The organism is Streptomyces sp. NPDC001231, assembly GCF_042896885.1.
Taxonomy (GTDB): domain Bacteria; phylum Actinomycetota; class Actinomycetes; order Streptomycetales; family Streptomycetaceae; genus Streptomyces.
Window position 1 is genome coordinate 600,673 of sequence record NZ_JBIAXS010000001.1, and the last position, 24,222, is coordinate 624,894.

Sequence of the window (24,222 nt, forward strand, 5' to 3'; positions counted from 1 at the left end):
TGCCGACTTTGCCGACGGGCGCGGTTTCCCGGCCCCGCCGACGGACGCGGTTTCCCGGCCCCGCCGGCGGAGCGCCTACGCGTCCTTGAGCTCCTGCCGCTGCCGGCCCAGCCCCTCGATCTCCAGCTCGACCACGTCCCCGGCCCGCAGGTACGGCTTCGGCTCGGGCTGTCCCAGGGCCACCCCGGCCGGCGTACCGGTGTTGATGACGTCACCGGGGTACAGGGTCATGAACTGGCTGACGTAGCACACGACTTCGGCGACGGGGAAGATCTGGTCGGCGGTCGTCCCGTTCTGCTTCAGCTCGCCGTTGACCCACAGGCGCAGCGGCAGCGCCTGCGGGTCGGGGACCTCGTCGGCGGTGACCAGCCAGGGCCCGAACGGGTTGAACGTCTCGCAGTTCTTGCCCTTGTCCCAGGTACCGCCGCGCTCGTTCTGGAACTCCCGCTCGGAGACGTCGTGCGCCACCGCGTACCCGGCGACGTGCGCGAGCGCCTCCTCATGGGACTCCAGGTAGCGGGCCGTACGGCCGATGACGACCGCCAGCTCCACCTCCCAGTCGGTCTTGGCGGCGCCGCGCGGCACGAGCACGGTGTCGTTCGGCCCGACGACGGTGTCCGGCGCCTTGAGGAAGATCACCGGCTCGGCGGGCGGCTCGGCGCCGGTCTCGCGGGCGTGGTCGTGGTAGTTCAGCCCGATGCACACGATCTTGCCGATCCGCGCGAGCGGCGGCCCGATCCGCGACGCGGCCGCGTCCGACCCGGCCCCCTCCAGCGCGGGCAGTTCCCCCGCGGCGGCGGCGTCCCGGATCCGGCCGAGTGCCGCGTCGTCGGCGAGCAGAGCGCCGTCGATGTCCGGGACGATGCCCGACAGGTCCCGCAGGACCCCGGTCGCGTCCAGCAGCGCGGGCCGCTCCGCACCCGCCGTACCGACTCGCAGCAGCTTCATGTGTCAACTCCCTCGATCGCGGGCGCCCGGCCGATGAGGGCGACCTGGGTGCGGCAGACGCAACCATCGGAGGACTGGTCGATCGTCCAAGGTCAACCTCCACTCCGCAAGAGCGCGTTCACGTACTGGACCGTAGGCCCGCCCGGCAGGACGGCCGCTCCCGCGCGCTCACCGGTACAGCAGGACCCGCTCGGCCGCGCTCCACGCCGTGCTGGTCACCACGTACAGCGCGGCGGCCAGCGGCACCACCGCCACGGTGACCAGGGTGAAGAAGGACATGTACGGCATGGCCTTGCCGACCGCGCCCGCGGCGCCGCCGCTCAGGCCTGCCATATCGGTCGTGTCCAGGGACTTCTTCGCCCGGAGGAAGTTGAACGCGGCGATGACGGCCACCACCGCGAACAGCCCCAGATACACCGCCCCGGCCGCCCCGAACACACCGTCCCCGGCCAGGGCGTCGGCCCACCGCCCGCCGAGCGGCGCGGCCAGCAGCCGGTGGCCGAGCAGCCCGTCGCCGTCCGCGGCCGGTGTCGAGAACAGGTGGTACAGCAGGAAGAAGGCGGGCATCTGCAGCAGGCTGGGCAGGCAGCCCGACAGCGGCGACACCTTCTCCTCGGCGTGCAGCTCCAGCACGGCCTTCTGCAGCTTCTCGGGGTCCTTCCGGTACTTCTTCCGCAACTCGCCGATCCGCGGCTGCAACGCGGACCGCGCCTTCTGCCCGCGCGCGGCGGCCCGGGACAGGGGGTGGAGGAGGAGTCGTACGAGCGCGGTGAACAGGACGATCGCGGCGGCGGCCGCGGAGGCGTGGAACAGCGGCTGGAGCAGGTCGGCGAGCCGCTCGACCAGGCCGGCGAAAACGGACATGGGTGAGCCCTCCGGGGGTCTCGTCGTGCCAGGCGTACGGGAATGGCGTACGGGGATGACGGCATGACGACCCGCGCAGGGTCACGTAGCGAGGTGTGCGGTGCCCTACACGGTGGTCGCCGGAAGGGCGCGCCCGGGTGCCCGGGGCCGCGGCCGGCCCGCGGCGTCGGGATCGCGCTGCGGCAGGAAGGCCGTACGGCGGTCCCGGTCCCGGATGGCCGTACGCACCCGGGTGGGCGGCACGGCGGGCGCGCATCGGGAGGCGAGCACCGCGCAGGCGACGAGCGCGGAACCGGCCGCCGCGGTCGCGGCGAGCGCGACGGCCACGGCCCCGGGCAGACCGCCGGTGTCGAACAGGACGACCGGAAGCAGCAGGAGGGGCAGGGGGAGGGACAGGAGCAGCGGCACGGCGGCGGGGCGCGTGGTGACGCGACTGCGGATCACGCCGACTCCCTCCCCGTGAGCGTGCGTTGCGGTGCTCTGGTGCCGGTTGCCGGTCAACGGTTACCGACGGGCTGCGGGCGGCATCCGGCTCACCATGGCGGCGTAGAGCCCGTTATACAGGATCGATCTCGAGCGGTTGCAGCAGCCGCCTCGGCTTGAGCAGTGCCCGGCTGACCGGATCCGCCGGGTCCCTATCGAGTCCGGGTCCCGGTTCCATGAGGACGTCCTCGACCGGTACGACGGTTGCGCAGGAGGGGCATTCGCCGTACGGCCCGAGTTCGGTGCCGCACTCCGCGTGCCGGAAGTAGCGCAGCCGGACCTCGGCGAAGTGCTCGCGCCCCCACAGGCCGAGCGCCCGCAGGGTCGGCCACAGTGCGATCCCGCGCTCGGTGACGACGTACTCGTACCGGGGCGGCGAGTCCTGGTACCGCCGCTTCTCCAGGATCCCCTCCGCCGTCAGCGCCTGGAGGCGGGCGGCGAGGACCGCGCGGGGGATGCCGAGGTGGACCAGGAAGTCGTTGTAGCGCCGGACGCCGTAGAGCGCGTCGCGGACGACCAGCAGCGTCCAGCGCTCCCCGATGATCTCGAGCGCGCGGGCGATCGAGCATTCCTGCGTCGCGTAGTCCTTGCCCAGTGCCATGCCGTCCACTGTAGCCACTTTCCGAGAACTTGGTTCAATGAACGAACTCAGGGTGTTACGGTTCGGGAGCAGGTAGGTTCAATGAACGAACCTACATGAGATTCTTCTCCGCCCAGCCCCCGGAAGGACGGGCCCATGACCGGGCTGAACTCCCCCACGGCCTCCACCGCGACCTCCACCTCAGCGGTCACCGCCCGCACCGCCGCACCGCGCCCCAGGCGCCGGGACGGGCCCCCGAACCCCCGGGCCACCCTGGCCGTGACCAGCGCGGCCACCACCGTGGCCCTGATGACGTACACGGCGCCGATCATCACCCTCCCCGGCACCGCGGCCGCCCTGCACACCCCCCTCTCCGCCCAGGCATGGCTGCTCAACGGCACCCCGCTGGGCCTGGCCGCCCTCCTCCTGATCGCCGGCAGCCTGGCCGACGACTACGGGCGCCGCCGCGTCTTCCTCGCCGGCACCCTGACCCTGGGCCTGACCACCGTGCTGGGCGCCCTGGCGACGACGACCTGGCAGTTCACGCTGGCCCGCATCGCCCAGGGCGCGGCCAGCGCGGCCCTGCTGGCCAGCAGCCTGGGCCTGCTCGTGCACGCCTTCCCCACCCCGCGCGGGCGGCTCCACGCGACCGGCGTCTGGGGCGCCTTCGTGAGCGGCGGCATAGCGGTCGGCCCGCTGGTCACGGGCGCCCTGCCGAACTGGCGGGCGGCCTACGCCGTCCTCGGCGCCGCCGCCCTGGTCGCGGCCGCGCTCGGCACCCGAGCCCTGTCGGAGTCCCGCGCGCCGAGGGGCGGCCGGCCGGACATCCTCGGCGCGCTGACCTTCGGGCCGGCCCTGGTGGCCCTCGTGGCCGCCCTGACCCTCGGCCGGGACGGCTGGCTGCGGGCGCCCGTGGGGCTGCTGCTCGCGGCGGCCGTGGCGCTGCTCGGAGTCTTCGCGCTGCTGGAGCGCCGTGCCGGCACACCGATGATCGACCTGTCCCTGCTGCGCCGCCCCCGCTTCCTGGCCTCCTCGGCGGGCGGCCTGTTCACCGGCCTGGCGGTGATCGGCCTCTTCAGCTTCCTGCCCGCACTGCTCCAGCAGACGCTGGAAATGTCGCCGATGACCACCGCCTGGCTGTTGCTGCTCTGGTCCGGCACGGGCTTCACGGTCGCCCTCCAGGCCAAGCGCCTGGCGGGACGGGTCACGCCGCGCCGGCAACTGGTCCTGGGCTTCGTCCTCCACGCGGCCGGCGTCCTCACGATGCTCGGCGCGATCGGCTCCGGCTCCTGGCTCCGGATGCTGCCGGGCCTGCTGGTGAGCGGCGTGGGCAGCGGCCTGCTGAACGCCGCGCTGCCCCTGCTGTCGGTGGAGTCGGTCCCGCCGGACCGCGCCGCGATGGGATCCGGCGCCCAGCAGACACTCCGTTACATCGGCTCCTGCGCCGGAGTCGCCCTGACCATCGCCCTCGCGACCTCGACGGGCAGCCTGGCACGGGGCGCCGACGTGGCGATGGCGGTCTCGGCGGGGCTGGCGCTGGTGGGCGCGGTGAGCGTGGGGGTGTCGCGGGAGCGGGGGTGAGGGCGCGGGGTGAGGGCGCGGGAACGGGGGTGCGGGCACAGGGCGGGGCGTACGGACGAGGGCCGGCCCCTGGGGGTGGGGTCCCCCGGCTCCGCTGGGTCCCCTGGGTCCGCTGGCCTGCAGATACCTCACCTTTGTCACCGTCCGGCAGTACGGTGTCCCCCATGCGCCCCGCCACGCCCGCCGAAGACGCCGACCACGCCACCGAAGCGGCCCGCCTCGAGCGGACCGCAGATCTGTACCCCGAGGACGCCGAGGCCCTCCTCCTCCAGGCCGCGGCCCACCGGGAACTGTCCGGCGACCGCCCTGCCGCGACGACCCTCTACGACCGCCTGCTGTCCTCCCCCGCCGACCTGGAGAACCCTCACCTGGTCCGGGCCCTCAAAGCCGCCAACCTCTGGGAGTACGGCCACGAGGCGGAGGCGAGAGCGATCATCGAGGGCGTCCGTTCCGCGGCGCCCCGCGACCCGGCCCCCTGGGTGATCGTCGCGGAGTCCCTGGAGGCGCACGACGAACTCGAAGCAGCGCACGAGACGTTCACCCAGGGCGTGGAACTGCTTCTCGCGGAGGCCCAGGAGCCCCCGCACGCCACCCACCCCCTCCTCTTCGGCCGCCACCGCGTCCGCCGCATGCTGGGCGCGGCCCACGACGACTGGGACATGCTGGCCGACACCCTTCACACCTCCCCGGTCCCCCTGGACGAGCTCCACGACCCGAAACGCGTCTGGTCCCTCGGCTCGGAGAACCCGGCCGAACTGCAAGCGGAGATCACCCGCCTCCGCGCCGAACTCGGCGCCTACCGCGCGGCCCTCTCCCGCCCCTTCCCGGTGGCGGTCCTGCACTGGCCGGCGGAAGAACTGTCGGAACTCCTCACGGCCTACGCCGGCCTCACGTCCGAATACCCCTCCCACGAGACCCACTTGGCGACGATAGAGGCGTCCCTGCGCGAACTGTCCTCCTCCGGCACCCCCAACCTGGGCATCGTCACGGGCACGGTCCCCTCCTACGAGGCCTTCGCCGCCTCGGAGGCCGCCTCCCCGTCCGACCCGACCCTGCTGCCCCAGTACGCGACGACCCTGGCGGCCCGGGGCCGCGCGGTGACCTGGCCACCGCAGCGGGGGGCGCTGTGCTGGTGCGGGTCGGGGCAGGCGTACGGGGAGTGCCATGGGGTGACCAAACCCGCCGAACCCGCCGAACCCGCCGAGCCCGCCGAGCCCGCCGAGCCCGCCGAACCCGCCGGAACCGTCTGAGCGGGCGCGAAGCGAGCGGATCCAGTCCCGTTCGTGGGCGTCCGCCTCAGCCGCCCGGTACTTCGTGGGCGTCCGCCTCAGCCGCCCGGTAATCGGCTTGGGCGGGACGACTCGCGCCGAAGGCTGTCACGAGCCGGTCGAGCAGGGGCGCTGAGCAAGGGTGCGGGTCGCGGCGCGGAGTGATCGTGTGGATGCCGCGGGCCGGGGGATCCACGAGGGCCACCGCGGTGACGTCGGTCCGCAGCGCGCCGGCCAGCACCCCGGGTATCAGCGCGATGGCGTGGCCGGTCGCGACCAGAGCCAGCTTGCCGGGCAGATCGGCCGCGGCGAGGTCGATGCGGGCGGTCACTCCGGCGCGGGCGGCGTGCTGGCGCAACAACGCCGCCGAACCCTCGTTGTCCTCCACCCAGGTCTGGTCGGCCAGCGCCTGAACAGGTACCGGACCACACCCGGCCAGCGGGTGGCCGACGGGCAGCACGACGACCATCTCGTCCATGCCCAGGAACCGCCGTTCGAGACGCGGGTCGTTGGGCAGCCCCGGTGGCGCGTCGGTGACCACGGCGACGTCCAGGTCGCCCGCGACCACACGGTCGTACAGCTCCAGGCTCAGTCCGGGCGACAGGCTCCACCGGACGGGTCCGGCCGTGTCCAGCAGGCGGCGTATCGCCACGGGCACGATCCCGGCGGCCAGGGACGGCGTCGCACCGACGGCCAGTGGCCGGCCCGGCGCACCGTCACGCAGGTCCCGCACGGCACGAACCGCCCGGTCGGCCTCGGTGAGCGCGGCCGTCGCGTGAGGGCGGAACACCTCTCCGGCGGGCGTCGGACGCACGCCACGCGCATGCCGTTCCAGCAGCGGCACCCCGAACTCGCGCTCCAGCCTGGCGATCTGCCGGGAGACGGCCGACTGCGTGTAGCCGAGCTCGTCGGCCGCCGCGGACAACGACCCGAGCCGGCACACCGTCACGAAGGTCCGCCATGAAGTGAGCGCCATGGCCCGCAAGTATGCCCGCCGATATGCGGATCCGGCAGGGCACCCCTGCCAGATCTGCGCTTGTCGCACCCCTCCCGATGCCCCACGCTCGGACGCATGACCACACCGCACACCGTCGCCGTGCTCGGCCTGGGCCGCATGGGCGCCGCGATCGCGACCCGACTCGCCGACCTCGACTGGGACGTCGTCGGCTGGACACGGTCCGGTCGTCATGTCGCGGACGCCGTCGAGACGACCCACGACCCGAACGACGCCGTGGCGAAGGCGGACATCGCACTCCTGGCACTGTTCGACGGCCCGGCGTGCCGGCAGGTCCTCGACCGCATCCGCCCCTCACTGCGACCGGACACGGTCGTGCTGAACACCAGCACCATCGCCCCCGCCGAGGCCTCGGCACTGGCCCGCCGGCTCGGCCCGTCCTACGTCCACGCACCCGTGCTCGGCTCCGTACCGGCCGTCACCGCGGGCACCCTGCGGATCCTCGCCGCGGGCGACCGGGAGGCCCTCGACCGGGTCCAATCGGTACTGCGAGCGCTCGGCACCGTGCTCCCCGTCGACAACGCCGCCACGGCCGCCGCGCTCAAGCTGGTCGCGAACAGCGGCCTCGCCGGCGCCGTCCTCGCCCTGCGCGACTCACTGCGGCAGGCCGACGCCCTGAACCTGCCTCGTGCCCAGGCGCTGGACGTCCTCGAACTCGGCCAACTCGGCGGGCTCGTCGGTCGCAAGCGATCCTTCCTCCTTGCTGACGTGTCGACCCCGGCCCCGGCCGAGTTCACGATCGGCGCACTGGCCAAGGACATGGCGCTGCTGGCCGATGCGTCGAGCAGCCCCCTGCCCAGCGCGGCCGACCTGGCCGGCACCCCTGCCGACCCGGAGGCCGACATCGCCGTGGCCGCCACGGTCCCCGCCGCTGACGACGCCGTGCTCGAACCACTGCGCCTCTACATCCACGGCCACGCCACCGGCGACCCCACCCAATTCCGCGCCGCGTTCCTGCCCACCGCCCACATCGAGGGCATCCGGGACGGCGCGTTCGTGTCATGGCGCCTGGACGAGTACTGCGCGCTCTTCAACGGCCGCCCGGCCGCCGACGAACCCACCCGCACCCGCCGCATCGACACCATCGACGTCCACGGCACCGTCGCCACCGCGTCCATGACCCTCCGGCACGGCCCGGACACCTTCACCGACGTCTTCCTGCTGGTCCAGGCCGAGGGCGGGTGGCGCATCGCCAACAAGGCGTATCACCGAAGGTGACCGTCGGCGTGAAGCATCCTCGCCGAGTACGCCCACGAACGCGCCGGTCCGGGTCCCGCCTCGATCCGCTTTCCCAACGGCCCTGACGACCGCCCCTGATCACAGCCTCCGCAACACGCCTTAAGGTGCTGCTTGTTGGTCGACTCATCGGATCGAGGGATCCGGGGATCGGGGGGACGACGGCCGATGAACAATGCGGGCGCGACTGAGGTGTTCCAGCCGCTGCAACCGGACGACCCTCCCCTGGTGGCCGGTTACCGCCTCGCCGCCCGGCTCGGCGCGGGTGGCATGGGCCGGGTCTACCTGTCGCACACGCAGGGCGGCCGCCCGGTGGCGATCAAGGTGGTCCACCCGGAACTGGCCGACAACCCGGCCTTCCGGCGACGGTTCCGAAGGGAGATAGCCGCCGCCCGACGGGTCCGTGGCGCGTACACCGCCGAGCTGATCGACGCCGACGCGGACGGCGTACCGCCCTGGCTGGCCACGCTGTACGTACCCGGCCCGTCCCTCACCGAAGCCGTCGCCCGGCGCGGGCCACTGCCGGTTCCGGCGGTGCTGTGGCTGATGGCGGGGGTGGCCGAGGCACTGCGGGCCATTCACGACGCGGGAATCGTGCACCGGGACCTGAAGCCGTCGAACGTGCTGCTGGCCGCCGACGGCCCGCGCGTGATCGATTTCGGCATCTCGCTGGCCTCGGACGTCACCTCGCACACCACCACGGGCGCCGCCATCGGCACACCGTCGTTCATGGCTCCCGAACAGGCGTCCGCGGGCGAGCTCACGGCGGCGACCGACGTCTTCGCACTCGGCCAGACGGCGGCGTTCGCGGCCCTGGGCGAGCCGCTGTACGGGGACGGCCCGGCGGTCAGCGTGCTGTACCGGATCGTCAACGAGGAACCCGACCTCTCCCTCCTGCCCGAGGAGCTCCGTCCGCTGCTCGCCCGGTGCCTGGCCACCGAGCCGGAGGAACGCCCCACCCCGGCGGAGGTCGTCGAATGGTGCCGCCAACGGCTGGGCAAGGACGCCGACGCGGGCGGCGGACCGGCCGTCTGGCGGGAGACAGCGGGACCGGAAGTGACGGTCCCGCCCCCGATCCCCAACCCCACCCAGGGATACACGCTGCCTTCGGCCGGCTGGCCGCAGCCGGCCGTCCCGGCCCCACAGCCCGCATGGCCGCGGCCGACGATGCCTCTCAACCCGGAAGAACAACGCGCCCGCAGACGCCGCACCGCCCTGATCGCGATCGCATCCGTGACGGCGGGCGCGCTACTGCTGGCCGGCCTGACCTGGACGGCCATGAACACGGTGAACCGGCTCCGCGACTGGGAGACGGCCGCGTCCTCGACGCCCCCTCCGAAAACGTCCGCACACTCCTCGGCGTCCGCACCGGCAGCCACGCCGGCCTCCGAGGCTGGTGGCCGGACACCAGAGGCGTCGCGCCCCTCCACCGTGCCCGAGCTACCGCAAGCCGTCCCGTACCCCCTCCAGTGGCTGGACAAGAAGAACTCACTGGACATCAAGGATCCGGTCGAGCGCGACGACCGCAAGGGGGACATCCGCTTCGTCTGCAAGGACACCTGCGCACTGGAGAGCGACACCAGCGTGTTCTCCATCCTGTACGGCAAGCCGGGGGCCACCTTCGATTCGTGCCGTCTCGCCCTCACCGAACCCGAAGGTCACCGCCTCCCGCTGGCCGCGGCGGCGGCCGGCAGTGAGATCTGCGTCAAGCACCCCTCCGGGGACATCGCGCTGCTCGTGATCCAGGTGAAGTCGACCGCGCTGCCGGAGATCGGCTTCGTGACCGCGGACATGACGGTTTGGCGGGCGGCCTAGCCAGGCCGGCACCATCAAGAGCGGCACCGTTTCCTACCGCTTCGCGACCGCCCGTGCACGGGCCGAGCAGCCGGCTGGCCGGCTCTGCAGGGGCTGCCAGTGGAGGTACGGCTGGGAAGCCCCATAGGGATCGGTGGCGAGCGGGCCCGGCACCGCGGGCACTACGTCCCTCTGGCGAACGGATTGCCGTGCCCGGGAAGCTGCCCGTCCGGCGGCACATACCGCAGCCGCCCGTTCGGGTCGGTCACCGCTGTGTACCCGGCAGCTTGCAGGAGGGCGACGTACTTGGCTCTGTAGCGTCGGTTGACGGCGAGTCCGAGGGGCACGAGGGCCATCACTGCGGCCCAGACGATGCCGGTCAGGACAACGGCAGTGGTGCCCGTGCCGATCTCGAAGCCGACGAGCAGAGCCAACGGAACGGCGCCGGCGGCCGCGAGCAGCACCCGTTGCTTGTCGGTGAACTTGGCGGTGATATCGAAAGTGATGCGGGCCTTCAGGAGCTCGACCTCATCGGGCACGAGGGTCGGCAGCGGGCCCCCGTCGCTCGCGTCCGGGTACCGCGCCCAGTTCTGCGCGGCCCGCACGCGGGCCTGCGGGCTGGGGTCGGGGGTTCCTCACTTGTCAGTAGTCCCTGTTACAACAGAGCCACTCATGACGTGATCGAGGGGGGCTTGGTGACGGAAGCGCAGGGTGCGGGCCAGCCGGTCGCCGGCGTGTACGAACGGCTGATCACCCAGGACGTGCACGATGAGCTGGGACAGTTCGAGGCCATGGGGTGGAAGGCCATCGACGCCGAGGTCAGTAAGGAGTCCTCGCCTCACGTTCTCGCCCGGCATGTCGGTGAGGTGGTCGCCCGCACGCTCAGCCAGCTCCCCTCCGATCAGCGAGTCCCCTTCGTCAACAAGGTCCTGGAATCTCTGGCCACCGGCACCACCGGCCAAACCGACAGCGAGCCCATAAGCACGGTCGTCGAGGGCCCCCGCCAGTTGCTCGCCCTCGCCGAGCAGGAGGCGCCGGGCGCCTACGCAATCCGCCCCCTCACTCCGCTGTCCGAGACCTCGCTGCTCACGAACTCGCCGGAGGACCTCAGCCTGGGTGCCGAGTTGCGGGCCGAGCTCGCGACCGCGGACCGTATCGACCTGCTCTGCGCGTTCGTGAAGTGGTACGGCATCCGGGTCCTGGAGGACGCTCTTCGCTCCGCCAAGGAGCGCGGCGTACAGATTCGGGTCATCACGACCACGTACATGGGGGCCACCGACCGTCACGCACTCGACCGGCTGGTGCGGGACTTCGGCGCGACCGTCAAGGTCAACTACGAGATCCGCTCCACCCGCCTACACGCCAAAGCCTGGCTGTTCCGGCGCAAGACGGGCTTCGACACCGCCTACGTCGGCAGCTCGAACCTGTCCAGGGCCGCACTGCTCGACGGCTTGGAGTGGAACGTACGGCTGTCGTCCGTCGCCACCCCCGCGGTACTGGACAAGTTCGAGGCGACCTTCGACGCGTACTGGAACGACACCGCCTTCGAGACCTACGACCCAGACCTGCACGGTGAGCGCCTCGACGGAGCGCTGGCCCAGGCGAGCGGCACCAGTTCCACCACCGACCTGAAGATCAACCTTTCCGGCCTTCAAGTACGCCCCTTCCCACACCAGCGGGACATGCTGGAGCGGCTCCGCGTTGAGCGAGAGATCCGCGGGCGTCACCACAACCTGCTGGTCGCTGCCACCGGCACGGGGAAGACCGTGATGGCCGCCCTCGACTACCGCGGCATGTGCCAGTCGGACAACGAACGGCCCAGGCTCCTGTTCGTGGCGCACCGCAAGGAGATCCTCAACCAGTCCCTGCGCACGTACCGGGAAGTCCTCGACGACGCCTCGTTCGGCGAGCTGCTCCACGCGGGACAGGATCCGCGTGAGTGGAACCACGTCTTCGCAAGCGTCCAGTCGCTCAATGTGCGGCGGCTGGAGCAACTGGCCTCCGATCACTTCGATGTCATCGTCATCGACGAGTTCCACCACGCCACCGCGACCACGTACCGGCGGGTGATCGACCACTTCGCACCGAAGGAGTTGCTGGGTCTGACGGCAACCCCCGAGCGGATGGACGGGCGCAACGTCCAGGACGAGTTCTTCGAGGGACGCATCGCCGCCGAAATGCGCCTGTGGGAGGCCCTGGAGAACGACCTGCTCTGCCCCTTCCACTACTTCGGCATCCCGGACGGCACGGATCTGAGGAACCTGGGCTGGCAGAAGGGCACATACACCGATCAGGAGCTCGACAACCTCTACACGGGCAATGATGCACGCGCCCGGATCGTGGTGAAGCAGATCCGCGACAAGGTCTCCAACCCCGGAACCATGCGGGCACTAGGCTTCTGTGTGAGCAAGGCGCACGCCCATTTCATGGCCGACTTCTTCCGCAAGACAGGCTTTCAGGCCGTCGCGCTCGATAGCGACTCGCCCGCGGACGTGCGCGCCCAGGCACTGCGCGATCTACGCGACCGCAAGCTCCAGGTGATCTTCTCCGTCGACCTGTTCAACGAGGGACTCGACATCCCCGACGTCGACACTCTGCTCCTCCTCCGCCCCACCAACAGTGCCACGATCTTCCTCCAGCAACTGGGGCGGGGACTTAGGCGTACCGAGACGAAGCCGGTGCTCACGGTTCTCGACTTCATCGGGCAGCACCGGGCGGAGTTCCGCTTCGAGGAGCAGTTCCGGGCTCTGACCAACCTGTCGAGGAACCGGCTCGTCGAGCACATCGAGCACGACTTCCCCCAGCTGCCGTCCGGCTGCCAGATCATCCTTGAGGGCAAGTCCAAGGACCTCGTCCTCGACAACATCCGTACCCAAGTGAACGCCACGGTCAAGACGTTGGTGAAGGAGGTCCAGGCCTACAGCACGCCACGACTCGCCGACTATCTTCGGGAGAGCCGCCGGGAGATCAAGGAGCTCTACAAGAGCAACAACTCGTGGACGACGGTATTGCGCCGTGCTGGCCTGATCGACGAGACCGCCCCGGCAGAAGAGGCTGCTCTACTCAAGCGCGTCCACGCGTTTCTCCACGTTGACGACCCCGAGCGCGCTGAGGTATACCGCCGTCTCCTCGAGGACGGTAGCCCGCCGTACGAGGCCCTGAGTCCCCGCGATCAGTCCTACGCCCGTATGTTGTTCTTCAACCTCTGGGACAACGCAGGTGGCTTCACCAGCTTCCAGGCAGGCCTGGAATCCCTCCGCTCTCAGCCGGCGTTCCGTGACGAGCTCAGGCAACTGCTCTCCTACGTGATCGAACAGGCCGACCACTTCCCCCTGCCTCTGTCCGGCCCGCTCAGCCACGTCCCGTTGAAGGTCCACAGCGCCTATAACCGGTCCGAGATCCTCGCGGCACTCGGTGTGGCACGCTTCGGCGGTCAGATGCCCCGGTCCTTCGCACAGGGCGTGCAGTGGGTCGAGGACCTTCAGACGGACGCCTTGCTCATCACCTTGGAGAAGAATGAGAAGGACTTCTCACCCACCATCCGATACAGGGACTACGCGCTGAGCCCCGCGCTCTTCCACTGGGAGTCGCAGAACTCGACGGCAGCCAACTCTCCTACCGGCATGCGCTACCAGCAACATGCCGAGCGCGGCAGCCACGTCCTGCTGTTCGTACGGCGCTACAAGAACACCGACATAGGCAAGTCCCAGCCATGGATGCTCCTCGGCCCGGCGACCTACCAGACCCACACCGGGAGCAAGCCGATGGCCATCACCTGGCACCTGAAGCACGACCTCCCGGCTGACGTGTGGACATACTCAGCCATCTCTGCGAGCTGATCCACAGGAGCGCTAGCAGTCAGCGGGTTCAGACTCGGCCTGGAAGTGGGCTTGGGCTCGTTCCAATACCTCGTCCGGGTCCCGGCCATGAGCGCCGAGCCAGTGAAGGAGATCGGCGATCACGTTGATCGCCGCCTCCTCCGCCACTGCGGTCCCCAGCCGAGTGAGCCGGGAGCCTTGCGGCAGCTTCGCCACCTCGGGATAGAGCCCGAGCACGTGCGCGGCTCGTGCCATACGAGGCCCTGTGATGTGCCCGTCGTCCGCAGAGAGACTCGTGCGCAGCTCACACCACGTGGCCTTGCGCCCGGCTGTGAGGTCGACGCCCCAACGGTCGGTGATGGCGTCAATGAGAGCGACACCTCGTCCCGTCTCAGCGTTTGAGTCCGCGTCCGCCAGGACTGGGAGGGCTCGGGGGTCGGGATCATGGACTTCGATGCGCAAGTGGGTGCCGTTCATGAAGACGGCGAGCGTGGTCGGGGTGGCGGGCCCTACGTGCTTAATGACGTTGGCGACGAGCTCGCTCACGCACAGCTGGGCAGCTTCGCTGACTTCCTGCAGGCCCCAAAGCTCCAAGTGGAGCCGCAACATGTGCCGCAAGGCCGCAACTTCTTCCGCCTCGGCTAGAAACGGCAGCTCCCACGCCTTCCTCGGCATACATCCGGTGCACTCCATGACGTACTCCGCCTCTTCACTCACACTGTCGATGGCGCCCGGCGCGCTCAGTGACAACATGACAACCAAGAGTCGCAGTGAGAGTTACGAAATGGAACTCTCATCTCCGGCGAGGAGGAGCACGACGGCGCGCAACGCGCCCCGGCGCACACCACCTTGCCGTCTCTCCTGAGGGCCGACAACGATCTACCGCAGCAACAGGAAAGGGCCGCGAGCATGGCAGTTGGACCAACTACCCGTAGGCGCCAACTGGGAGCCGACCTACGTCGACTCCGAGAGCTGAAGGGACTGACACTGGAGGAGGCAGGCGCTCGCGTCGGCATCTCGAAGGCGACACTCAGCCGCTACGAAACGAAGGAAGGGACGGTGAAATGGCCGGCCGTTGACGCCCTTTGCCGTGAGTACGGTGCCACGGACGAGGAACGTGCGGCTCTGGTGGAGCTGGCCAAAGGCGCCAAGATCCAGGGGTGGTGGCGGTCTCTAGCCGACCCCATCCCCGAGTCAATGAACCTCATGCTCACCCTGGAAGACGAGGTCGTACGCGAAGATCACTACGCCTGTATGTACGTGCCTGGCCTGTTGCAAACACGCGCATATGCCGAAGCCGTACACCGCGCTTCTGAAGTGCAATGCGAAGATCGCGAGGTGCAGCACATGGTGGACATCCGCATGAAGCGCCAGGAGTTGCTGGACCGTGACGCGCCTCCTCACGTCTGGTGTGTGATCGACGAAGCGGCGATCCGACGGCTGGTGGGCGGCCGAGACGTGATGCGGCAGCAGTTGGAACACCTGATCGCCGCGTCCCAACGACCGCACGTCACCGTCCAGGTGCTGCCGTTCGAACGCGGTGCGCACGCAGCAGCGGTCGGCAGCTTCGCTGTCCTGCGCGGGCAGGCTCCCGAACTGGACGTGGTGTACGTGGACCTGATCGGCGGCGGCCTCTTCATGGAGAAGCCGCAGGAACTGGAGCGTTATAGGTTGGCGTTCGAATACCTCAGCGCCCAGGCACTCGACTTCGAGTCCTCTGCTGAGCTCATCGACCGGATGATCAGGGAGCCTTGATGGCGACGTCGGCAGAAGTGCGCTGGTTCAGGTCCTCTTACAGTGGCGGCAGCGGAACCGAGTGTGTGGAGGCCGCCTTCGTCCCGCATGGCGTGCTCGTACGGGACTCCAAGCGCCCCGAGCATCCTCACCTCACCGTGTCAGCGCAGGCATGGGTGGGTTTCTTGGCTGGTGCACGCCGTGCTCAACTCGCGTCGGGGAACGGCTTTTCGACGCCCTGAGAGACAGTCCCACGCACTTGGTCATCGCAACGCCCCGATACCCACGCCAAGTGGAGGATTTTGGCCACCGCGCACTGACACGACCAGGCATTTCCCAGGTCGCGGGGTGGCCCAAATCCTCCACTTCCGTCTGCGGGAGCCGCGCCTGTCGCCCAGTGCAGCGTCGTGACGCGGCTGGGCCTACCCGACCAGTGCCGAACCGTCGTCGCCCGCGACGACAAACGCGGTTGTGTCTTCCGGTCATCACTGCCACCACAGTCCTCGTCATCCGTATCCGGAAAAGCCCCGGTCGCGCTCCGGCGTACCGCCGCACTCCGGAGCACGACCGCGGGCCGCGGTCACCTATGCGAAGAGGGCTAATGCTGGAGCTTTGAGGTGAGTTTTGCCTGCATCTTCTGTGTCGCCTCGCGCAGGGCTTGAGTGAATGCCGTCTCGGGCGGGGTGCAGGGGTTTTCGAGTGTGAAGCAAAGACGTGGTTGCGGCCCTGAGATGGTGATGGCAATGGGGGGATACCCCGGCGGGGTGGGGAGAGTCTGCGCGAGTGCCGCGATGCCGGGTTCGGTTTCCTCGATGTTGCGCGCGTAACCGCGCTGCCTGACGTTCTCGAGTTCGGTTTCGAGGGCCGTGCGGGTCGGGGTGATGGTCCTCGCCGCGTGCGGGAGGGGCTCGTTCGGGTAGATCCGGTGGAGTTCGTCGGTCGTGAGGGTCGCGAGCAGAGCTCGTCCGCAGGCCGTGATGTGTGCGGGAAGGATCGTTCCCGCCCTGGCGTCGATGCGCATGTGGTGCTGTGAGGCGATGCCGTAGATGTAGCGGACCGCTTGCCCCTCGAGGACGGCGAACTCCACGGTCTCGCCGGTTGCCGCCTGAAGCTCGAGCAGGTCGTCCTGGATCAAGTGGGTGAAGTCCGTGTCGGCATGGGCGGGGCGGAAGCCGGTCATGGCCGGGCCGAGGCGGTAGCCGGGGCCGTCGAGCGAGCGGCGCATGAAGCCGTTGGCCTCAAGGGTGGCCAGGAGCCGATGGGCGACGGAGGTTCCCACGCCCAGTTCACCGGCGGCACGGGCAAGGGTGATGACTGGCTCCTGCTGGGCCAGTTTGAGCAGGCGAAGTGCTCTGTCCACGGTTTGCAGAGTGTTCACCCCTCAATGGTCCCACATACAGGGAATGATTGACTGTTCACTCCCTCATATTGGATGCTCTCGACGTCCGCGGGTGAACGCACACTCGAACGAGCGTCTCTTGCGTGGCGCGGACTGCTGGGCGCGAGATCACCCCTCTGCGTGCCCGTGGCGTAAGTGGCCGTGAAGGCGTGAACCGCCTGTGAGTCCGTGTGACGTGCCGTGCAGTGAGGACACCCAAGGAGAGCGAAGCGATGAGAGTCAGTGGGCTGGATGCGCAGGTCGAAGCAGGCCGGCCGGTCGTGGCGTCGGGGAGTGCAGAGGCCGGTAGCGGGACCCCCACCGCCCGGCGAGCGGTCATCAGTGGCGCGTTGGGTTCCGCGCTGGAGTGGTTCGACTTCTCCGTGTACGGCGCGTTGTCGGCCACGGTGTTCCCGCAGTTGTTCTTCCCCGACCTGGCGCCGGGTGCCGCGCTGCTGGCGTCGTTCGCGACCTTCGGGGTCGGGCTGGTGGCGCGGCCACTGGGCGGCCTCGTGTTCGGCATGCTGGGTGACAGGTTCGGCCGCCGGAACATACTGATGTTCACGCTGCTGCTCATGGGCGCGGCGTCGGTGCTGATCGGTGTGCTTCCGACCTACGCCCGCGTGGGAATCGCGGCTCCGGCTGCGCTGGTGCTACTGCGCTTCCTGCAGGGCTTTGCCCTGGGGGGCGAGCTGACCGGGTCGCAGCTCATGGTGATGGAGCACTCGCCGAACCGGCGCCGTGGTATCGCGGGTGCCCTGATGTCGGTGGGATCGCCGATCAGTCAGGTACTCGCCACGCTCACCCTGACAGGGCTCGCCGCGTGGCTCACTGAGGACCAGTTCGCCGGCTGGGGCTGGCGGGTGCCCTTTTTGATGAGTGTGGCACTCATCGCTGTCGGCTACTACATCCGGCACCGCGTCGAGGAGACTCCGGCCTTCCTCGCCAGCGAGGGCAAGAGCGAGCAGGCCACACGCGGGCTGCTGAGGCAGCACTGGAAGACGGTGACGCTGCTGGTGCTCGCGTGGGCTGCGCCGGGGGCGCTCTACTACATCACGGTTACTTTCGCCACCAGCTACCTCACGGGCCAGCTCGGATTCGACAAGAGCTCCACGTTCGGGTTGATGGTCGTCGCGAATTCGATTTCCATCGCGGCAAGCCTGCTCGGCGGCTGGTCCAGCGACCGGATCGGCCGAAAGCGCGTCCTTTTCACAGGCCTCGCAGTGCTGCTGGCCTTCCTCGTCCCGTTCTTCCTGATCCTTGACACGGGCAACTGGTGGATGGCCGCGCTCGCCATCACGGGTGCGCTGTGCGGTGTGCAGTTCATGACAGGGTGCCAGGGAGCTTTCTACGCCGAGGCGCTGCCGACCCCGGTCCGGTACACCGGATCGGCTCTCGGACTCACCGGCGGAAACATGGTGTTCGCCGCGCCGGCGCCATTCCTCGCGACGTGGCTGATGCAGATCTCGGGGAACGGAACCCTGCTGGTCACCGGCTACGGGCTCCTCACGATCCTGGTGTCCGCCTTCGCGATCCGCCTGCTCCCGGACCGTACCGGCCGGCAACTCGAGGTGTGACAGGGACCGCACTCTGCCGTACCTGCTCCTACATGCCTGAATCCTCACCCGAGGGAGAGAAACAATGACTGACGACACAGCTCGCGCCGACAGCGTGGTGGCCGAGGAAGATCTTCGTTTTCTTCGGGACCTGAAGGTGAAGGACCGGCTGCACGATCTCGAAGTCGCTTACTGCCGCGGGATCGACCGGCGTGACCCCCAGCTGCTGAAATCGATCTTCTTCGAGGACGCCTTCGTTCGCCTGGGCAACATGAAGGAAGGTGGAGTGGACGAGTGGGTGGACTGGATCATCGATGATTTCAAGCCCCGGTTCGAGAACACCACTCATTACTTGCTGAATGAGTGGTACAAGGTGGATGGAAAATCCGCCGAGGGGGAGACACATCGCCTCTCGTACCATCGGTTCGGGGATCCAGCACGCGAGTTGATCGCTGCCAGCCGCACTTTCAATCGGTACGAGGAACGCGACGGCGTATGGAAGATCACTTTCCGCGAGGTGATCCGGGACTGGATCCATGAGCGCCCTGTCGACCAGGAACTGTTCACCGGTGGGTTTGCGATGGAGCTGAGCAAGCCCGGCCCCACGGACAAGAGTTACGAGGTGCTCTCGATGTTCGGCCGTGGTCCGCTGCGGCCCGAATGACTGCCCCGCCCCGTGATTCGCGCAGTCGTCTTCGACGTCGGTGCTTGTGCGCGCAGTGGACCTGCGCGGGCCCGGCCCGGATCGGATGATCCCGGGCCGGGCTCGGTGCGCTCCCCGATCAGCTGAACGCGGCGGCGAACATGCCGTCAGTTCGGGCAGGACAGCGGATCCGCCGGGGCCGGTCCGTAACGGACCGGCCCCGGCGGTGCCCCCTCCCCGGCCGTCCCCTGACGGGGAGGGGCAGTCCCCTCTCCTGCCCGTCCCCGAGCGGAGAGAGGAGGCGGTGGGCCGTCAGCTGCCGGCTGGGGCCTTCTCGGTGGCCCCCTGGTCGTCCTGGGCTGCTCCGGGCTTGCCGGAGGGGTCGGCGGGGGCCGGTGCCTCGAAGCCCCGCAGCGGCACCTGGCGGATGAGCACGGCGATCAGCAGGCCCGCGCCGGCCACCACCGCGCCCCAGGTGAAGACGGAGCTGACGCCTTCGGTGACGGCCTGCTGGAACACCTGCCGGGCTGCCTCGGGCAGGTTCTTGAGAGCCTCCGGAGTCATCTGCGACACCGCGGCCGAGCCGCCGGAGCCGGTCGCCATACCGCCGTGGGAGGCGACGGAGTCGGTGAGGGTGGAGGCGTAGACCGAGCCCAGCAGGGAGACGCCCAGGGAGCCGCCCATGTTGCGGAGGAAGGTCGCGGCACCGGTGGCGGCGCCCATGTCCTTCAGCGGGGCGTTGTTCTGGGCGATCAGCATGGTGGTCTGCATCAGGCAGCCCATGCCGGCGCCGAGCACGACCATGTACAGCGAGGTGACGGTGCGGGAGGTGCCGGTGTCCATGGTGGCGAACAGGGCCAGTCCGGCGGCCATCAGGACAGTGCCGGCGATCGGCCAGGCGCGGTAGCGGCCGGTCCGGCTGATCATGGCGCCGCCGGCCAGCGAGAGCGCCATCGAGGCGAGCATCATCGGCATCAGCAGCAGGCCGCTGTTGGTGGCGGAGGAGCCCTGCACGAACTGCTGGAACTGCGGCAGGAAGGTCACTCCGCCGAAGAGGGCGAAGCCGACGATGAAGCTGAGCGCCCCGGCCAGGGAGAAGTCACGGTTGCCGAAGACCGACAGCGGCATGATCGGCTCGACGGCGCGGCGTTCGACGAACACGAAGGCGACGAAGGCCGCCACGGTCACCACCGCCAGGCCGATGATCGTCGCCGAGGACCAGTCGTACTCGTTGCCGCCCCAGCTGGTGATCAGGACCAGCGCGGTGATCCAGACGGTGAGCAGGGCCGCCCCGGTCCAGTCGATGCGCACCCGGCCGGTGCCACGCGGCAGCTTGGCCAGGGTGAACCAGCACACCACCAGGGCGACGACGCCCAGCGGCAGGTTGACGTAGAAGGCCCAGCGCCAGCTGAGGTGGTCGGTGATGAAGCCGCCGGCCAGCGGCCCGCCGATCATGGCGACCGGCATCACGGCCATCATCACGCCCTGGTACTTGCCGCGTTCACGCGGCGGCACGATCTCGGCCACCACCGCCATGACGCCCACCATCAGGCCGCCGGCACCGAGGCCCTGCAGAGCGCGGAAGCCGACCAGCTCGCCCATGTTCTGCGACATGCCGCACAGCACCGAGCCGAGCAGGAAGATCACGATGGAGGACAGGAAGGTGATCCTCCGGCCGAGCAGGTCACCGAGCTTGCCCCAGATCGGGGTGGCGACGGTGGAGGCCAGAACGTAGCCGGTGGTCACCCAGGCCAGGTGGTTGAGCCCGCCCAGATCGCCCACGATCGTGGGCAGGGCGGGAGCCACGATCATGTTGTCGAGCATGGCCAGCAGCAGCGCGATGACCAGGCCGCTCATCGTCACCATGATCTCGCGGTGGGTGAACCGGGGCGGTGACCCCTGGTCGGGATTGGCTGCGGTCGACGCCATGGGCAGTGCCTTTCTTGGGAACGGGAGTGCTGGCGGGTAGCGGACCGCACGTGGCACACCCGTCCCGCAGCGCCTGCGCGGACGGACGGTACACGGGGAGAAACCTGCTTCGACGTCACGGCGTCACCTACCGGCCGTTAGGTAACTTACTTGCCGGGCGGTAAGCTTGCAAGCGAGACCCCCGGCGACGAAGATCGGTCGGATGTCGGACGCGGCACCACCGGAAGAAGGCGGATGAAGATGGCGGGCGCAGGACACCGGCGAGGCAGCGACACCAAGGCCGAGATCCGCAAGGTGGCCCTGGAACTGTTCGCCGCACAAGGCTACGAGGCCACCTCCCTGCGAGAGATCGCCGAGCGCCTGGGCATCACCAAGGCAGCCCTGTACTACCACTTCAACGGCAAGGAAGACATCGTCCGCTCGCTGTTCACCGAGCACCTGGCGGCCCTGGACGAACTCGTCGACTGGGCCCGTACGCAGCCTCCCGGCCCTCGACTGCGCGCGCAGACCATCGACCGGATGATCGACCTGGTCTCTCAGCAGGGCCTGCAGGCGGTGCGGTTCGCCTTCGCCAACCAGCACGTCGTCAAGGAACTGCATCCCGGCCGGGAGAACGTCTTCGAGCGGCTGACCGCCCTCTTCGACGCCCTCACCGGCCCGAACGCCTCCGTGGAGGAGGCACTGCGCATCCGCATGGCCCTGTTCAGCATCAACCTCGCCTTCTTCGCGGCCCAGGGCTTGGAGGCGAGCAATGAGCAGGTCGTCGCCGCCGCCCGCGACATCGCCCAACTGCTGAACCCGCCGGCCGAGTGCGACGCAGAGCCTGCTCCGGACGCCTTGAGGCGGACGTAACATCGCAACGGACCGGCCCCCTCCGGCGATCGGGCCGCTGCTCTCAACGCGAATCGCACTGATACCTGACTCCCCCCACGCCCCTCCCACCACACCACACCTGATCTGCACCTTCCCGCCTTACGGCCTTGCGCGGGGGCGACCGTGGCGCGAACCTGGAACCCACCTGTTGGGGGCTGGGGCAACGGGCGTGGGGGGAACACGGCTGTCTGTGCCGAGCTGTTGATTCGAGTCGGTCGGCGTCCTGGCCACGGCCGGCTTACGGCCAGTACGGACAGATCCAAGGGGGAGTGGCCATGCCGGCTTCGATCACCGGGCGTGTGGGGCCCCTGGCCGGGCGGCGGTTCTCTGTCGGCGCCGCTCCGGTCACCTTCGGCCGCAGCGGTGACAGCAGTGTCGTGATCGCCAGTGGGCGGGCCTCGCGTCTGCACGCGGAGGTGCTGCGGGAGGCCGACCGGTACGTCCTGTACGACCGGGGAAGCCGGAACGGGACGCTGGTCAACGGGAGGCAGGTGACGTCCCACGTCCTCGCTTCCGGGGACGAGATCACGATCGGCGACGAGGTCTTCTGCTTCGAGATCCCCGAGGCGATGGAGACGATCACGGATGTCCCGAACCCGCTCGCGGCCGCCGCGCCGGGCCCGGTCCTGAACGTCACCGTCTCGGGCGGCGGTCCCGTGGGGCTGAGCTTCGCCCTGCTGCTGGAGCACCTGATCGGGCGGCGCGTGGCCATCACCGTCTACGACGGCCGCTGGACCCAGGACGGCTCGCGGGTCGTCTGGAAGAACGAGACACAGGGCAACGTCCGGCGGCAGCAGGTCGTGACCGTCCAGAGCCGCCAGTACCTGAACCTCCCCGAGAAGGTCCAGGAGCGCCTGTTCGGCGCCGGCGCGTACACCGAGATGTGGCCGGCCGGACCGGACTCCGTACAGGGCTACGGCCCGCGGAACATCCGGATCGCCTACGTCGAGGACGTACTCCTGGAGATGGCGAACGAGAAATCCGACCGGATCCGGCTCGTTCCCACCCGCTTCGACGCGGCCGAGCAGCGCGAGACGGTGGTCAAGGACCATGTGCTCGCCATCTGCGAGGGCGGCCGCTCACGGACCCGGGATCACCTCAGCGACAAGTTCGGCGCCCCCGACGCGTCGATCTACTCCCTGAAGGGGCAGCACGTCCAGGACGTCGTGCTGGGGCTGCGGGTGAAGTCCGATCTGCCGGACCCCATGGCCGTCCTGCTGACGGTGGCGCAGAACCGCTTCCTTCTGAACTCCCTGCGCGGCGAGGGCTTCCTGAACATGCGCCTCACTGACGCCGAGGCCCAGGAGGTGATCGGGGTCGACCCCGTCCGGCACGTGTTCGAGCAGTGTGTCGCTTCACGGCCCTGTCTCATGGGCCGCAACGAGGAAGGGGACTTCCGCTGCTCGACGCACGGCACGCTGTTCCTGCCCGCCCTGGTCAAGGGTTCGGCCCTGTGGAAGCGCGTGCTGGAGGGCCTCGTCCTCTTCGGCGTCACCGAGAAGAACCTGAGCGCCGTCACCGGGTTCCGCCTGGACATGGTGCAGCGGCCGCGCTTCACCGCCCGGCTCCACTCCGCGACGCCCGCCACCCCGGGAACGTACGGCTTCCTGCTCGGGGATGCCGCCAACGCGATCCACTTCTGGCCGGGGCGCGGGCTCAACAGCGGACTCGCGTCGGCCATTTCGCTCGCACGCTCCCTCAGCAACGCCTGGCGGGGGAAGGCCTTCCGCGACGCCGACTTCGTCCGTCACGAGGCGGCGATGTCGATGCTCCAGTACCGGCACAAGAGCCGTGCCTGGAACGCGATGGTGACCACCGACGAACACGGCGACACCTGTGCGATCAAGGACACGATCGCGCAGAGCATCGAGGCGGCCGTCCCGGAGGATCCGGACGGCGGGGCGGACAGGGCGAACGAGGCGGACATCGACGCGTTCATGGAACGGCTGCGGGAGATCCGCGACCGCCTCTCACCGCGGGTCCCGGGCATGCCGGACGACGCGACCCTCCGCGACCACCTGCGGAAACTGAAGCCCGAAACCGTCCGCACCCTGCTCGCGAGCGGAGCCTGGGACACCCTGACCGTCGGCGGCGAAGAGGTGGACATCGACATCTTCTACCGACAGGTCCCCTCGCTGACACCCGTCACGAAGCAGCCCGATCCCCGCCTGAAGACCTGAGGACCCGGGGGGCTTGAAGGCTGAAGGACTGACGCTGGGCCAGGGAATGCCCAGGAGATCTAGTGCCGTTGCCTGTCGGGGCACTGGTGCTGTGACCGGAAAGGTTTGCCGGGAAGCTCGCGGCGTCCGGTGCGGTGCATCGCAAGGCGGAGCATGACTCGCGTGCTGGATGTACTCGGGTGATGCGACAACGCGGCGAGGTGCCGTGCCGGGCGTCGCGAGCCGGTGAACCTTTCCGGTCACAGCACTAGTAGGGCTTGGTCAGGTCGGGTGTGGTGGTGCGTGTCCTTCTGGGCCGGTGTGGCGTTGGGAGTGTGTGACTCCGGACGAGGTTGCTGTGGT

At 69.4% G+C, this 24,222-nt stretch carries 20 protein-coding genes; 11 read left to right on the forward strand and 9 right to left on the reverse strand.

The window, feature by feature from the left end:
- Nucleotides 1-75 precede the first annotated feature (75 nt).
- From ACFY3J_RS02645 to ACFY3J_RS02660, 4 genes are all read right to left on the reverse strand, one after another.
- The gene (locus ACFY3J_RS02645) at nt 76-948 is read right to left on the reverse strand and encodes a fumarylacetoacetate hydrolase family protein (RefSeq protein WP_384179330.1); all 873 of its coding nucleotides are present in this window, start codon (nt 946-948) and stop codon (nt 76-78) included.
- Between the two features lie 168 nt (nt 949-1,116).
- Nucleotides 1,117-1,812, reverse strand: coding sequence for a YidC/Oxa1 family membrane protein insertase (locus ACFY3J_RS02650; protein ID WP_384179332.1), 696 nt, complete (start codon nt 1,810-1,812; stop codon nt 1,117-1,119).
- Nucleotides 1,813-1,917: 105 nt separating this feature from the next.
- Nucleotides 1,918-2,256 (reverse strand): DUF6412 domain-containing protein, encoded by a 339-nt coding sequence (locus ACFY3J_RS02655; RefSeq protein ID WP_390839956.1) that lies wholly within the window; start codon nt 2,254-2,256, stop codon nt 1,918-1,920.
- A 112-nt stretch (nt 2,257-2,368) separates the two neighbouring features.
- On the reverse strand, nt 2,369-2,896 hold the full coding sequence (locus ACFY3J_RS02660; RefSeq protein WP_384179337.1) for a winged helix-turn-helix transcriptional regulator: 528 nt from the start codon (nt 2,894-2,896) through the stop codon (nt 2,369-2,371).
- A gap of 135 nt (nt 2,897-3,031) precedes the next feature.
- On the opposite strand from ACFY3J_RS02660, the gene ACFY3J_RS02665 reads away from it, so the two are divergent.
- Complete coding sequence (locus ACFY3J_RS02665; RefSeq protein ID WP_384179339.1) at nt 3,032-4,456, forward strand: MFS transporter; 1,425 nt, start codon at nt 3,032-3,034, stop codon at nt 4,454-4,456.
- Nucleotides 4,457-4,620: 164 nt separating this feature from the next.
- Complete coding sequence (locus tag ACFY3J_RS02670) at nt 4,621-5,706, forward strand: SEC-C domain-containing protein (RefSeq protein WP_390839958.1); 1,086 nt, start codon at nt 4,621-4,623, stop codon at nt 5,704-5,706.
- A 46-nt stretch (nt 5,707-5,752) separates the two neighbouring features.
- On the opposite strand, the gene ACFY3J_RS02675 is transcribed toward ACFY3J_RS02670, so the two are convergent.
- Nucleotides 5,753-6,700, reverse strand: a complete 948-nt coding sequence (locus tag ACFY3J_RS02675) for a LysR family transcriptional regulator (protein WP_390839960.1) — start codon at nt 6,698-6,700, stop codon at nt 5,753-5,755.
- A 96-nt stretch (nt 6,701-6,796) separates the two neighbouring features.
- On the opposite strand from ACFY3J_RS02675, the gene ACFY3J_RS02680 reads away from it, so the two are divergent.
- Both ACFY3J_RS02680 and ACFY3J_RS02685 read left to right on the forward strand, forming a co-directional pair.
- Complete coding sequence (locus ACFY3J_RS02680; protein WP_384179345.1) at nt 6,797-7,957, forward strand: nuclear transport factor 2 family protein; 1,161 nt, start codon at nt 6,797-6,799, stop codon at nt 7,955-7,957.
- Between the two features lie 186 nt (nt 7,958-8,143).
- A complete protein-coding gene (locus ACFY3J_RS02685; RefSeq protein WP_390839962.1) occupies nt 8,144-9,790 on the forward strand; it encodes a serine/threonine-protein kinase in 1,647 nt (548 codons plus the stop codon).
- Between the two features lie 161 nt (nt 9,791-9,951).
- On the opposite strand, the gene ACFY3J_RS02690 is transcribed toward ACFY3J_RS02685, so the two are convergent.
- A complete protein-coding gene (locus ACFY3J_RS02690; RefSeq protein WP_390839964.1) occupies nt 9,952-10,374 on the reverse strand; it encodes a hypothetical protein in 423 nt (140 codons plus the stop codon).
- A gap of 90 nt (nt 10,375-10,464) precedes the next feature.
- Here ACFY3J_RS02690 and ACFY3J_RS02695 point away from each other — a divergent pair, with 90 nt between their 5' ends.
- Nucleotides 10,465-13,608, forward strand: coding sequence for a DUF3427 domain-containing protein (locus tag ACFY3J_RS02695; protein ID WP_390839966.1), 3,144 nt, complete (start codon nt 10,465-10,467; stop codon nt 13,606-13,608).
- Nucleotides 13,609-13,620: 12 nt separating this feature from the next.
- Here the strand turns inward: ACFY3J_RS02695 and ACFY3J_RS02700 are convergent, their stop codons facing one another.
- Complete coding sequence (locus tag ACFY3J_RS02700; protein WP_390839968.1) at nt 13,621-14,340, reverse strand: ATP-binding protein; 720 nt, start codon at nt 14,338-14,340, stop codon at nt 13,621-13,623.
- A 156-nt stretch (nt 14,341-14,496) separates the two neighbouring features.
- Here ACFY3J_RS02700 and ACFY3J_RS02705 point away from each other — a divergent pair, with 156 nt between their 5' ends.
- Nucleotides 14,497-15,342 carry a helix-turn-helix domain-containing protein gene (locus tag ACFY3J_RS02705; RefSeq protein WP_390839969.1) on the forward strand — a complete coding sequence of 282 codons (846 nt, stop codon included), beginning with the start codon at nt 14,497-14,499 and terminating at the stop codon, nt 15,340-15,342.
- Nucleotides 15,342-15,563, forward strand: a complete 222-nt coding sequence (locus tag ACFY3J_RS02710) for a DUF397 domain-containing protein (protein ID WP_390839971.1) — start codon at nt 15,342-15,344, stop codon at nt 15,561-15,563. Before ACFY3J_RS02705 ends, ACFY3J_RS02710 begins: the two co-directional genes overlap by 1 nt.
- A gap of 356 nt (nt 15,564-15,919) precedes the next feature.
- On the opposite strand, the gene ACFY3J_RS02715 is transcribed toward ACFY3J_RS02710, so the two are convergent.
- Nucleotides 15,920-16,699 carry an IclR family transcriptional regulator gene (locus ACFY3J_RS02715; protein WP_384179384.1) on the reverse strand — a complete coding sequence of 260 codons (780 nt, stop codon included), beginning with the start codon at nt 16,697-16,699 and terminating at the stop codon, nt 15,920-15,922.
- Between the two features lie 233 nt (nt 16,700-16,932).
- On the opposite strand from ACFY3J_RS02715, the gene ACFY3J_RS02720 reads away from it, so the two are divergent.
- Nucleotides 16,933-18,276 carry an MFS transporter gene (locus ACFY3J_RS02720; protein WP_390839973.1) on the forward strand — a complete coding sequence of 448 codons (1,344 nt, stop codon included), beginning with the start codon at nt 16,933-16,935 and terminating at the stop codon, nt 18,274-18,276.
- A gap of 64 nt (nt 18,277-18,340) precedes the next feature.
- Nucleotides 18,341-18,919: a nuclear transport factor 2 family protein gene (locus tag ACFY3J_RS02725; RefSeq protein WP_384179388.1), complete on the forward strand. Its 579-nt coding sequence runs from the start codon at nt 18,341-18,343 to the stop codon at nt 18,917-18,919.
- A 291-nt stretch (nt 18,920-19,210) separates the two neighbouring features.
- On the opposite strand, the gene ACFY3J_RS02730 is transcribed toward ACFY3J_RS02725, so the two are convergent.
- The gene (locus ACFY3J_RS02730) at nt 19,211-20,827 is read right to left on the reverse strand and encodes an MDR family MFS transporter (protein ID WP_384179390.1); all 1,617 of its coding nucleotides are present in this window, start codon (nt 20,825-20,827) and stop codon (nt 19,211-19,213) included.
- 240 nt (nt 20,828-21,067) lie between these two features.
- Here ACFY3J_RS02730 and ACFY3J_RS02735 point away from each other — a divergent pair, with 240 nt between their 5' ends.
- Both ACFY3J_RS02735 and ACFY3J_RS02740 read left to right on the forward strand, forming a co-directional pair.
- On the forward strand, nt 21,068-21,679 hold the full coding sequence (locus ACFY3J_RS02735; protein WP_390839975.1) for a TetR/AcrR family transcriptional regulator: 612 nt from the start codon (nt 21,068-21,070) through the stop codon (nt 21,677-21,679).
- Between the two features lie 296 nt (nt 21,680-21,975).
- The gene (locus tag ACFY3J_RS02740) at nt 21,976-23,880 is read left to right on the forward strand and encodes an FHA domain-containing protein (RefSeq protein ID WP_390839977.1); all 1,905 of its coding nucleotides are present in this window, start codon (nt 21,976-21,978) and stop codon (nt 23,878-23,880) included.
- Nucleotides 23,881-24,222 lie beyond the last annotated feature (342 nt).